This is a genomic window from Lysobacter gummosus, from assembly GCF_001442805.1.
Lineage (GTDB): Bacteria > Pseudomonadota > Gammaproteobacteria > Xanthomonadales > Xanthomonadaceae > Lysobacter > Lysobacter gummosus.
On the sequence record NZ_CP011131.1, the window covers coordinates 3,070,135 to 3,082,440 of the forward strand.

A 12,306-nucleotide genomic window follows, 5' to 3' on the forward strand; every position below is an offset into this window, starting at 1 on the left:
AGCCCGCAGAACCACGCGTGCAAGGGTCACACCAGCTGGTGGACATAATCGCTTCTGCGGTGAACTGCGTAATTCGACAGAAACGTACGCGCTCATCGACATGCACCTCGCCGGAGGATTTAAGGCACTTCGACGACTGCAGTCACATTAATCCAACGCACAGAGGCCGCCGCACCCTACCCGGGGTTCGCAATACCTTGCTGCAGCGCAGCAACATAAGTGAAATATTATTACGACGATTTTCAACCTCCCCATTTGGGCGCCAATCGCCGCGAGCGAGGCGGCAGAACGCTTTCAGAAGAAATCATGTTGCGAACGCACACGCACAGGTCGCACTCGGTTTGTGACCTCCGTACACGTCGTTGACGGCTTTTTCGGCTCGTCCATAGCGTCCCTCCGCCGCGCTACGCGTCAGCGCGGTATCCGCATCGAAGTTCGACGACACGCACGGCCTCGGGCACGGATCGCCGGAAGCGGCGCGTGCGAACTACGGAAGAGCGGATGCACGAGCAATGAGAGCCGGCCGTGAACGCGGCCAACATCCACACTCGTTTAGGGGTAATTCCAGTGAATCGCAACGTATCGCCGACTGCCCTGTCCTTCGCCTTGTCGCTCGTCCTCGCCTCCGGTGCCGCCGGCGCCGCTCAGCGCGTCGATCTGCACGGCCAGGACATCGCCAAGCTCAATCAGCAATACAAGGCCGCCGTCGCCAAGTCCGGCGCCGCCGCCAAAGCCAATGTGCGTCACGCAGAACTGATCTCGCTCGACGCCGACTCCTCGCTGACCCAGATCAAGAGCAGCCAGGACGCCAACGGCACCCGCAACTATCGCTATCAGCAAAGCTTCCGCGGCGTGCCGGTGTTCGGCGAGCACGTGGTCGTCAGCGAAGATGCTCAGGGCAACGTGCGCACGCTGTTCGGCCGCTCGGTCGCCGGCCTGGCCGCCGAACTGCCGGCCACCGCGCCGAAGCTGAGCAGCGCGCAGGCGCTGAATCTGGCCAAGAGCGCCGCGCTCGGCAAGCGCCTGGGCGCGCTGCAGGTGCGCAACGAAAGCAGCAAGCAGATGATCTACATCGACGATAACGGCCGCGCGCACATGGCCTATGTCGTCAACTACTTCGCCGACGCGCCCAAGGGCGGCGAGCCGACCCGCCCGTTCGTGATCCTCGATGCGAACAGCGGCAAGGTGCTCAAGCAGTGGGAAGGCTTGAACCACGCCCTGGTCGGCACCGGTCCCGGCGGCAACACCAAGACCGGCCAGTACGAGTACGGCACCGATTTCGGCTTCAACGACGTCGCCCAAAGCGGCAGCACGTGCACGATGAACAACACCAACGTCAAGACGGTGAACCTCAACCACGGCACCAGCGGCACGACGGCGTTCTCCTACACCTGCCCGCGCAACACCGTGAAGGCGATCAACGGCGCGTTCTCGCCGCTCAACGACGCGCATTACTTCGGCAAGGTCGTGTTCGACATGTACAACAGCTACGTCGGCGTCGCGCCGCTGACGTTCCAGTTGTCGATGCGCGTGCACTACAGCAACAGCTACGAAAACGCGTTCTGGGACGGCTCGGCCATGACCTTCGGCGACGGCGCGACGCGCTTCTATCCGCTGGTGAGCCTGGACGTGTCGGCGCACGAAGTCTCGCACGGCTTCACCGAGCAGCAGTCGGGCCTGGTGTATTCCGGCCAGTCCGGCGGCATCAACGAAGCTTATTCGGACATCGCCGGCGAAGCGGCCGAGTTCTACATGAACGGCACCAACGACTTCCTGGTCGGTGCGCAGATCTTCAAGGCCAGCGGCGCGCTGCGCTACATGGCCAACCCGCCGCAGGACGGCCGTTCGATCGGTCACGCCAGCAACTACACCTCGGGTATGGACGTCCACTACTCCTCGGGCGTCTACAACAAGGCGTTCTACACCTTGGCCACCAAGGCGGGCTGGGACACGGTCAAGGCGTTCAAGGTCTTCGCCAAGGCGAACAAGGACTACTGGACCCCGAGCACCGACTTCAACAACGGCGCCTGCGGCGTGGAAACCTCCGCGACCGATCTGGGCTTCGCCAAGGCCGACGTCACCGCCGCGTTCTCGGTCGTGGGCGTCACCTGCCCCACCGGCCCGGGCCCGGGTCCGGGCACGAAGTACACCAACGACACCGATTTCGCGATCAACGACAACTCCACCGTTGACAGCCCGATCACCGTGTCCGGCCGTACCGGCAACGCCCCGACCAACGCGCAAGTGTCGGTCAACATCATCCACACCTACCGCGGCGACCTGAAGGTCGACCTGGTGGCGCCGGATGGCTCGCTGTACAACATCAGCAACCGTGCCGGCGGCAGCGCCGACAACCTCACCGGGACCTTCACCTTCAACCTCTCCAGCGAACCGCTCAACGGTACCTGGAAGCTGCGCGTGAACGATAACGCCAATGCCGACGTTGGCCGCATCGATACCTGGAGCATCACGTTCTGATCCATCGGCGACCCGCATGATCGCCTTGGAAACCCCGGCTTCGGCCGGGGTTTTCTTTTTTCACCCGATGCTCTGCACGACAACGCGCTGCAGTTCCCCCCTTTGAAAAAGGGGGTTAGGGGGGGATTTGCTGTTGCTGTTGGTTTTCTGGGTACGGCGCCAAAAGCAAATCCCCCTTAGCCCCCCCTTTTTCAAAGGGGGGAACTGCACGGAAGGGAACAGCATGGGAGGGAACAGCATGGGAGGAAACAGCGCGTTCGCTCAGAAACTCACGATCGGCTTGAACCCGCCGTAGATCATCCGCTTGAGGTCGAACGGCATCTTCTTGGGGTCCATATTCGCCAACCGCGGATCGTTGAGGACCCGCTTGTTGATCTTGTCGCGCTGCGCCCGCGTCTTGTACACGATCCACGAGAACACCACGACTTCCCCCGGCTTGAGCTTCACCGCTTGCGGAAACGAAGTGGTCTTGCCGGGTGCGACGTCGTCCTCGACCGTCTCCATATACGCCTGGGCGCCATGCTCCATCCAGACCTTGCCGGCCTTGCGCGCCAGCGCGCGATACGCGGCGAGATTCTTCTTCGGCACCGCCAGTACGAAACCATCCACGTAGCTCATACATCCTCCGATAGAACAATGGCCCCTGTGTTGGACAAGCCCGCGCCGCGTCAGTGCAGCGCGGGCGCGGCCTCTTGCGCCGTGTCCTGCGCCGGCGCACGCAGCAACAAACCGCCGAGCAAAGCCGCGCTGAAACCGAATACCGCGCCGACCAGAAACGCGATGTGATAGCCGCTGGCCAGCGCCGCGAGCGGATCGCCGCCGGCGCCGAGCGCGCCGCTCGTGCGCGAGGCCGCCAGGCTGGCCAGAATCGCCAGGCCGAGCGCGCCGCCCATCATGAAAGCGGTGTTGACCACGCCCGAGGCCAGGCCCGATTCCGACGGCGCGACATCGCTCATCGCCGCCAGCAGCATCGGATTGAAAGCGATGCCCGCTCCCAGGCCCAGCAACAACATGCCCGGCAGCACGTCGCGCAGGAATTCGCCGTTGACCGGCGCGCGCGCGAACAGCAACAGGCCGACGGTCGCCAGCGCCAGGCCGAAGGCCAGGGGCCAGCGAACGCCGAAACGCATCACCAGCTTCGCCGACAAGCCCAGCGAAAACGCCGCCATGATCAGGTTCGCCGGCAGAAACGCCAGCCCCACCTGCATCGGCGTGTAGTGCAGCACCAGTTGCATGTACAGCGCCGAGAGGAAGAACCACGCGAACATCGCCGCCGCCCACAGCACGCCGACCACGTTGGCGACCGCGACATTGCGCAGGCGGAACAGGCTCAACGGCATCAGCGGCGCGCGCACTCGCGATTCGATCCACAAGAACGCAGCCAGCAACGCCGCCGCGGCGCCCAGCAAACCCAGCGTGCGCAGCGAGGTCCAGCCGGCTTCGTTGCCGTTGACGATGGCGTATACCGCCAGCATCAACGAAGCGGTCACGGTCACCGAACCGGCCACGTCCAGATGCCCTTCGCCCTGCCCGGGCGCGGCCGGCAGCAGCTTCAAGGTCGCGGCGAGCACGATCGCGCCGAGCGGAATATTGACCAGGAAGATCCAGTGCCAATTGAGCGCGTCGGTCAGCAGACCGCCGAGCAGCACGCCGACGCTGCCGCCGCCGGCGCAGACGAAGCTGTACACGCCCATGGCCTTGGCACGATCGGCCGGCTCGGTAAACAGATTCATGATCAACGACAACGCCACCGCGGTGACGACGGCGCCGCCCAATCCCTGCACGCCGCGCGCGGCGACCAGGAACACCTGACTGCCGGCCATGCCGCAGGCCAGCGAGGCCAGGGTGAAGATCGCGATGCCGATCAGGAACACGCGCCGATGTCCGAACAGATCGCCCAGGCGCCCGCCCAACAGCAGGAAACCGCCGAAAGTCAGCAGATAAGCGTTGACCACCCAGGCCAGCGAGGTCTCGGTGAACTTCAGATCGGTACGGATCGACGGCAACGCCACGTTCACGATGGTGGTGTCGAGCACGATCATCAGCGCGCCCATGCACAGCACGGCCAATGCGACCCAGCGATTGCCGTGGGCGCTGCGCGCGGATGAGGAAACGGGTTCGGGTGTGGTCATCGGCAAGTCCTGGTATCGCGCGTGATGGCGGATTGCGGCGCTGGCGCATCTAGCGCGGGCGCGGCGCCGCAACGGGTCGCGGGCGTAAGTCGCGCGTCGCATCCGCGGCGGAGCGATCGCGCGTTCGAAAGAGGGCCGGTCCAATATCCCCACTCGTGCGCGGCCGCCACAGTGTGGTTTGTCATCTCCGGCCAAGCCGCCGGCGCGCCGATGCGCGGGCACGCGCACAACGCAACACGCCGCCCGAAGGCGGCGTGTGGTGAGCTACGAATCGGTTCTTTCCACGTCTATTCGGCCGCGACCGCCTCGACCTGGATACGCAGCACGACCGCCATGTTGAAGCCCCAGTCCTTGCCCGCGCTCATGCCGAACTGATCGCGCTGGAAGGTGCCGCTGGCATCGGCGCCGCAGACTTCGCGCTTGAGCATCGGATGCGGCATGCATTTGAACTTGTTGATCGTCAGCGTCAGCGGCTTGGTCACGCCGAGCAGCGTCAGCTCGCCCTCGACCTTGCCCGGCACGCCGTCCTTGAAACCAGCGAGCTTGCCCTTGTAGGTCGCCTTCGGAAATTTGCCCGTGTTGAACAGCTCTTCCTTGTTGGCGTGTTCGTTCATCGCATCCAGGCCGAAATCCACGCTGGTGGCATCGACAGTGACATCGACGGTGCCGCTGCCGGCCTTCTTGTCGAGGGTGATCGAGCCTTCGGACTTGTTGAACTTGCCGCGCCAGGTGGACAGGCCCATGTGATCGGCTTCGAAGCTGGGATAGGTGTGGGTCGGATCGATCTTGTAGGTCACCGGCGCGGCGGCGGCGGCGCCCGCGAACAGGACGAGCGAGGTCATAGCGCAAAGCGTGAGCTTGTTCATGGTGCGGTCCGTGGCGAAAGTCGGGGCACGCTACCACCGGCCCTGCGCGAGTCGCAATCGCGGCGGCGCGCAGCATCGTTTCGCCGGTGGAGTATGCGAAAACGATCCGGATTTACGACGCAGTGCAGCATCGAGGGCTGCGCTCGTGTTCGGCCTTGCATGGCGCAGCGGCGACGCATGCCGGTAGGCATCGCTGATCCCCGATCGCCTCGCGCGATCGGCATCGCCAAAAACAAAACGCCGCCCGAAGGCGGCGTTTTGCTGGTTGCTTCAGCGTGTTGCTCAGGATTCCGGCGACGGAGTGTCCTGCGCCTCGACCGGGGCCTCGGCGACCGGCGTCGCCGGCAGCTCGCCTTCGCCGCCTTCCTCGACTTCATCCAGCGAAGCATCGACGCGCTCGATGGTCTGCAGGGTCTCGTCGTCGGCCAGACGCATCAGGGTCACGCCCTGGGTGTTGCGGCCGACCTGGGAGATTTCCGCCGCGCGCGTGCGCACCAGGGTGCCGCCGTCGGAAATCAGCAACACTTCGTGGTGATCGCTGAGCTGGATCGCGCCGACCAGCGCGCCGTTGCGCTCGGTGGTCTTGAGCGCGATCACGCCCTGGGTGCCGCGGCCCTTGCACGGGTACTCATCGACCGGAGTGCGCTTGCCGTAACCGCGTTGGCTGGCGGTGAGGATGTCGCCGTCGCCGTCGATCACGATCATGCTGACCACCAGTTCGCCCGGCGCCAGCTTGATGCCGCGCACGCCGCGGCTGTTGCGGCCGGTCGAACGCACGCCGCCCTTGCCGCGCCGGGACTTGTCCGCGCCCTCGCCTTCGCCCGCGGCTTCCGCCTCGACGCCGTCGTCGGGCGCATCCGCGTCGGCCGATTCCTCGGCCGCGTCGACATCGTCCTCACGGCCGCTTTCGGCGAAGCGCACGGCCTTGCCGTTGCTCGCGAACAGCATGACTTCGCGCTGGCCGTTGGTCAGCGCCACGTCCACCAGCGCATCGCCATCGTCGAGATTGATCGCGATCTTGCCGCGCGCCAGACGGAACGCGAACTCGGTCAGCGGCGTCTTCTTGACCATGCCGTTGCGGGTGGCGAAGAACACGAAGTGACTGTCGTCGTACTCGCGCACCGGCAGCACCGCCTGCACCTGCTCGCCGGCTTCCAGCGCCAGCCAGTTGATGATCGGACGGCCGCGCGCATTCGGCCCGGCCTCCGGCAACTGGTGCACCGGCAGCCAGAACACCCGGCCGGTGCTGGTGAAGGTCAGCAGCGTGTCGTGGGTGTTGACCAGCCACAGCTTGTCGATGAAGTCCTCGTCCTTGGTCGCGGCGGCGTTGCGGCCCTTGCCGCCGCGCTTTTGCGCGCGATAGGCGCTGACCGGCTGACGCTTGGCGTAACCCGAATGCGACAAGGTCACCACCACGTCTTCCGGCGCGATCAGGTCGAGGATGTCGAGGTCTTCTTCGCTGGCGCGGATTTCGCTGCGGCGCGCATCGCCGAACTCTTCCTTCAGGTTGAGGAGCTCGGTGCGGATCACTTCCAGCAGCACTTCGGGGTTCTCGAGGATCTCGATCAGGCCGCGAATGGCTTCCAGCAGCAGCTTGTATTCTTCCGTGAGCTTTTCCTGCTCCAACCCGGTCAGGCGGTGCAGGCGCATTTCCAGGATCTGCGTGGCCTGGACGTCGGTCAGCTGATAACGGCCGTCGTGCAGGCCGAACTCGGCGGTCAGGTCTTCCGGACGCGAGGCCTCGGCTCCGGCCGCGCCGAGCAGCGCGCCGACCAGGCCCGGTTCCCAGGTCTTCTCCAACATGCGCTCGCGCGCTTCGTTGGGATTGGCCGAGGTCTTGATCAGCTCGATCATCTCGTCGATGTTGGCGAGCGCGACCGTCAGGCCTTCCAGGATATGCGCGCGCTGGCGCGCCTTGCGCAGTTCGAAGATGGTGCGGCGGGTCACCACTTCGCGGCGGTGACGGATGAAGGCTTCCAGGATCTGCTTGAGATTCAGCAACTGCGGGCGGCCGTCGACCAGCGCCACCATGTTGATGCCGAACACCGACTCCATCTGCGTCTGCTGATAGAGGTTGTTGAGCACCACTTCGGCCGATTCGCCGCGCTTGACCTCGATGAAGATGCGCATGCCGTCCTTGTCGGACTCATCGCGCAGCTCGCTGATGCCTTCGAGTTTCTTTTCCTTGACCAGCTCGGCGATCTTCTCGATCAACCGCGCCTTGTTGACCTGGTACGGGATCTCGGTGACCGCGATCGCTTCGCGACCGGTGTCCTCGTTGACCTCGATCTCGGCGCGCGCGCGCATGCGCACGCGGCCGCGACCGGTGCGGTAGGCGTTGATGATGCCGGCGGTGCCGTTGATGATGCCCGCGGTCGGAAAGTCCGGGCCGGGGATGTATTCCATCAGCGCATCGACGTCCAGGTCAGGCGCGTTGATCAGCGCGATGGTCGCGTTGATCACTTCCGACAGGTTGTGCGGCGGGATGTTGGTCGCCATGCCCACGGCGATACCGGCCGAGCCGTTGACGAGCAGATTCGGAACCCGGGTCGGCATGACCGTGGGTTCGAACTCCTTTTCGTCGTAATTGAGCTGGAAATCGACGGTTTCCTTGTCGATGTCGGCCATCAGCTCATGGGTGAGCTTGGACATGCGCGACTCGGTGTAACGCATTGCCGCGGCCGAGTCGCCATCGACCGAACCGAAGTTGCCTTGGCCGTCCACCAGCAGATAGCGCAACGAGAACGGCTGGGCCATGCGCACCAGCGTGTCGTAGACCGACTGATCGCCGTGCGGGTGGTACTTACCGATCACGTCGCCGACGATACGCGCCGACTTGAAGTGAGGCTTGTTGCTGTGGGCGCCGAGCTCGCTCATCGCGTACAGGACGCGGCGATGCACCGGCTTGAGTCCGTCCCGTACGTCGGGAAGCGCGCGGCCGACGATCACGCTCATGGCGTAATCGAGATAGCTGCGGCGCATCTCGTCTTCGAGATTGACCTGGATGATTTCCTTGGCGAGTTCGGCCATCAGGGTTCCGTTGCGTGCGGTGGTTCGAACGACCCGGGCGAACGCAGCAGGCATTCCGTGGGGAACGCCGGTAAAACCACCGGAAACAGTCCCTCGGCGGGCCTGTCCTGCAGCTCGCTCGGGGCGGCATCAAAGAGACGTGAAATCATATCACGAAACGCGCTTTCACAGGGCCCCGATTCCCACGCAGAAACAAGCACTTGGCGGGGATTTTCAGCTGCGCTGCAGCATCGCTCGCGGGGCTGGGTTGCCGGGGTGGCGCGACGGGGTTTTGCGGTGGCTCGAAGTTGCGCCGGGCGGGGTGTGGAGGGGGCTTGCGCGGTTCTCTTACGGGGCGTGCTGCGAGGAAGAATCCAGGGCTTTACGGAACCGGGCATCCGGAGCCTTCAGCGCCATTCCCAAGGCCATCATTCCCGCGAAGGCGGGCTCCGCTCTACTTTGGCGGAGCCGAAAATCCAGAGACTTCAGCGCGATCCATCCAGGCCGTCATTCCCGCTAACGCGGGAATCCAGAGCCTTCAGCGCCATCTCTCCAGATCGTCATTCCCGCGAACGCGGGAATCCAGCGACTTCAGGCGTTCTCGCACGAAAGGCACTGGATTCCCGCTTTCGCGGGAATGACGATCTGGTAGGTTCCGCGGGGGTTGACGATCTTGCGGGTTTCGCTGGATTGAAGTCTTGTGAATTCCGCGGAATTAGGTCTCGAAGATCTCGCGGAATTGAGCCCTTGAAGGTTTCGCGGAAATGACGTCGTTGAAGGTCAAGCCGCAAACCCCTGCGCCCCTCCCCTCAGCCCCCGAACGCCGCCTTCATCGCCGCCGCGTCCGGCCGCTCGATCACCCCGCGCTCGGTCACGATGGCGTCGATCAGCTCGTGCGGGGTCACGTCGAAGACCGGGTTCCAGGCCCCGACCCGCTCGGCCGCGGTGCGGTTGCCGCCGACCGAGAACAGCTCGCCGGGTTCGCGTTCCTCGATCTCGATCAGATCGCCCGACGCGGTGGCCATGTCCACGGTCGACGACGGCGCGGCGACCATGAACTTGACGCCGTGGTGGCGCGCGGAGATCGCCAGTTGGTAGGTGCCGATCTTGTTCGCGGTGTCGCCGTTGGCGCAGATGCGGTCGGCGCCGACGATCACCCAGCCGATCTTGCCGGTCTTCATCAGGTGGGCGGCGGCCGAGTCGGCGATCAGGGTCGGCGCGATGCCGTCCTGTTCGAGCTCCCACACCGTCAGACGCGCGCCCTGCAGCCACGGCCGGGTCTCGCCCGCGAACACCTGCGCGATGCGGCCCTGGGCCACGCCGGCGCGGATCACGCCCAGCGCGGTGCCGAAGCCGGCGGTGGCCAGCGAGCCGGTATTGCAATGGGTCAGCACGCCGCTGCCCGGCACGATCAGGGCCGCGCCCAGCGCGCCCATGCGCCGGTTGGCGGCCAGGTCTTCGTCGGCGATGGCCTGCGCCTCGCGGCTCAGGACCTCGCGCCAGTCGGCGCCGGCCGCGGCCAGCACCCGGCGCATGCGCGCCAGCGCCCAGGCCAGGTTGACCGCGGTCGGGCGGGCGGCGTTGAGGCGCTGCATGGCCGGTTCGACCGCGGCCAGCGCCTGCGCGCCGTCGGCGGCGTCGATATCGCGCGCGGCCAGGACCACGCCCCAGGCCGCGGCGATGCCGATCGCCGGCGCGCCGCGCACGGTCAGCGCGTGGATCGCCGCGGCGACCGCGTCGCTGTCGTCGCAGCGCACGTATTCCACCGCGAACGGCAGCTTGCGCTGATCGAGCAATTCCAGGGCCTCGCCGGTCCAGCGGATCGGGCGGATGCGGTCGTAACGGTCGAAATCGATGGCGTCGTTCATGCCCCTGAGTTTAACGGATGCATGTGTCGGTCCCGAAATCGGCCCCGGCCTCTTGTGTGGCGCGGTCTTTGTGGGAGGGGCCCTTCAGGCCTGACGCTCTTCGCTCCGATGCGAGGCAAACCCAAGCAAGCCAGCGCCGCGCAAACGACAACGCCCCGGTCCTGCGACCGGGGCGTTGCGCGAATCGAACGCTCTGCAAGCTAAACGCGATCAATCGACCTGGAAGCGCCCGCGGCAACCGCCGGACACCCACACGCCGGCGCGATCCCAGCCCCAGGTCTGGCCTTCGATGCACGGCGAGCCCGAGTTCTGGCGCAGCAGGCGCACGTCGCGGCGCACGCTCATGTTGCAGCGGTTCTGCCGGTTGTTGTTCGACTCGCAGCTGATCTCCTGACCGCCGCCGCCGTTCCAACCGCCGCCATTGCCGCCGCCGTTCCAGCCGCCGCCACCGCCACCGCCCCAGCCACCGCCGCGTCCGGCGACGAATTCGCCGCGGCAACCCTTGTTCACCCATACCTCGCCCTGACGCGAACCCCAGCTCTGGCCCTCGATGCACGAGGTGCTGGACAGCTGGCGCTGCAGGCGCGCGCGGTTGCCGTTGATCGGACAGGTGCGATAACGGCCGCTTTCGGATTCGCAGCGCACCACCTCGCCGCTGCCGCCGCCGTTCCAGCCGCCGCCACCGCCGTTCCAACCGCCGCCGCGGCCCAGTTCGAACTCGGCGCGGCAACCTTCCGACACCCACACGCCGCCGCGGTCGTAACCCCAGCTGCGGCCCTGTATGCAGGAAGACTTGGACAGCTGGCGCGACATGCGCACGCCGCCACGCGTGTCGGCGTCGCAGCGACGCTGACGGCCGCTGTCGGATTCGCAACGGATCACATTGCCGCCGTTGCCGTAGTCGTCGTACTGCGGCGCGGCCTGGACGGCACCGGCGGACAGGCCGAGGCCGATTACCAGACTCATACCGGAAAGCATGCGTGCGGACATGTAGGTGCTCCTTGTCGTTGTCGATTTGCCGAGGACTCTAGCTGAGCGGGCTTAACGCCAGCTCAAGATTTCCCGTACTTCGATGGCCAAGACAGAAACAGCCCCGAAACATTCATGGCCCACTAATTTTGCGCCTTGTTTTGCGCCAAATCTCCGCCGTTGGTCGCATGACCTTCGGCCTACGGGGTGCCATCCATGCGCAATGCTGCGTAACTATTGCGCAGTGCATCAACCGCCGCTGCGGCGGAAATCGAGTTCGAATTCGGCCCGGCAGCCGTCTTCCACCCACACGCCGTGCGCATCGAAACCCCAACTGCGGCCTTCGACGCATTCGGACTTCGACAGCTGCTTGACCATGCGCACGCCGGTACCGGTTTCACCGTCGCAACGGCGTGCGCGGCGGTCCCGCGATTCGCAACGCAGCACGTTGGGCGGCGCGGTGGCTTCAGGTTCCGGCTCGGCGCCGAGCAGGCGGAATTCGCCGCGGCAACCGCTGGCGACCCACACGCCGCTGGCATCGGTGCCCCAACTTTGATTGCGCAGGCAAGGTTGTTTGGACAATTGCTGGGCCAGCGCGACACCGGCTTCGGTCTGGGCCGGGCAATGGTTCCAGCGTCCGCCGCGAGACTCACACTTGATCACCCGCGCGCCGCGGGTGCTGCCGGCGCCGCTGCCGCCCTTGCCGAGCACGAAGTCGGCCGAACAGCCTTGCGATACCCACACGCCGCCGCGGTCGGCGCCCCACGTGGTGCCTTCCACGCAGGGCTTGCCCGAAGTACGCCGGATCAGGCGCACGCCGCCGCGCGTGTCGGCCGGACAGTGCACGGTTTCTTCATTGCTGGATGCGCAGCGCAATACGTCGCCGCCGAAAAGCCGTTCGCCGGCCGGTTCCGCGCGCACCATGCCCGCGCACGCCATCGCGGCGAACGCAAGCAGATGGATCGCGGCTTTCACATTGCGCAT

General features: G+C 65.6%; 8 protein-coding genes. 1 reads left to right on the forward strand and 7 read right to left on the reverse strand.

The window, feature by feature from the left end:
- The first annotated feature begins 567 nt into the window (after positions 1-567).
- A complete protein-coding gene (locus LG3211_RS12385; RefSeq protein WP_187313005.1) occupies positions 568-2,478 on the forward strand; it encodes a M4 family metallopeptidase in 1,911 nt (636 codons plus the stop codon).
- A gap of 261 nt (positions 2,479-2,739) precedes the next feature.
- Here LG3211_RS12385 and LG3211_RS12390 read toward each other — a convergent pair whose 3' ends face one another.
- The 7 genes from LG3211_RS12390 to LG3211_RS12420 form a co-directional block, all read right to left on the reverse strand.
- On the reverse strand, positions 2,740-3,096 hold the full coding sequence (locus LG3211_RS12390) for a DUF1428 domain-containing protein (protein ID WP_057943120.1): 357 nt from the start codon (positions 3,094-3,096) through the stop codon (positions 2,740-2,742).
- A 50-nt stretch (positions 3,097-3,146) separates the two neighbouring features.
- Entirely contained in the window at positions 3,147-4,610 is a 1,464-nt protein-coding gene (locus LG3211_RS12395) for an MFS transporter (RefSeq protein WP_057943121.1), read from the reverse strand.
- Positions 4,611-4,897: 287 nt separating this feature from the next.
- Positions 4,898-5,452: a YceI family protein gene (locus LG3211_RS12400; protein WP_148648882.1), complete on the reverse strand. Its 555-nt coding sequence runs from the start codon at positions 5,450-5,452 to the stop codon at positions 4,898-4,900.
- 306 nt (positions 5,453-5,758) lie between these two features.
- Positions 5,759-8,506, reverse strand: a complete 2,748-nt coding sequence (gene gyrA, locus LG3211_RS12405) for a DNA gyrase subunit A (protein ID WP_057943123.1) — start codon at positions 8,504-8,506, stop codon at positions 5,759-5,761.
- Positions 8,507-9,294: 788 nt separating this feature from the next.
- Positions 9,295-10,353 (reverse strand): S-methyl-5-thioribose-1-phosphate isomerase, encoded by a 1,059-nt coding sequence (gene mtnA, locus LG3211_RS12410; protein WP_057943124.1) that lies wholly within the window; start codon positions 10,351-10,353, stop codon positions 9,295-9,297.
- A gap of 210 nt (positions 10,354-10,563) precedes the next feature.
- Positions 10,564-11,343 (reverse strand): DUF3011 domain-containing protein, encoded by a 780-nt coding sequence (locus LG3211_RS12415; RefSeq protein WP_083512501.1) that lies wholly within the window; start codon positions 11,341-11,343, stop codon positions 10,564-10,566.
- A 228-nt stretch (positions 11,344-11,571) separates the two neighbouring features.
- Positions 11,572-12,306, reverse strand: coding sequence for a DUF3011 domain-containing protein (locus tag LG3211_RS12420; RefSeq protein ID WP_057943126.1), 735 nt, complete (start codon positions 12,304-12,306; stop codon positions 11,572-11,574).

What these genes read in the sequence shown, in the direction of transcription:
- LG3211_RS12395 (WP_057943121.1), bottom strand. Translation starts at nt 4,610, where the DNA reads ATGACCACACCCGAACCCGTTTCCTCATCCGCGCGCAGCGCCCACGGC.
- LG3211_RS12390 (WP_057943120.1), bottom strand. Translation starts at nt 3,096, where the DNA reads ATGAGCTACGTGGATGGTTTCGTACTGGCGGTGCCGAAGAAGAATCTC.
- LG3211_RS12415 (WP_083512501.1), bottom strand. Translation starts at nt 11,343, where the DNA reads ATGTCCGCACGCATGCTTTCCGGTATGAGTCTGGTAATCGGCCTCGGC.
- LG3211_RS12420 (WP_057943126.1), bottom strand. Translation starts at nt 12,306, where the DNA reads ATGCGCAATGTGAAAGCCGCGATCCATCTGCTTGCGTTCGCCGCGATG.
- mtnA (WP_057943124.1), bottom strand. Translation starts at nt 10,353, where the DNA reads ATGAACGACGCCATCGATTTCGACCGTTACGACCGCATCCGCCCGATC.
- gyrA (WP_057943123.1), bottom strand. Translation starts at nt 8,506, where the DNA reads ATGGCCGAACTCGCCAAGGAAATCATCCAGGTCAATCTCGAAGACGAG.
- LG3211_RS12400 (WP_148648882.1), bottom strand. Translation starts at nt 5,452, where the DNA reads ATGACCTCGCTCGTCCTGTTCGCGGGCGCCGCCGCCGCCGCGCCGGTG.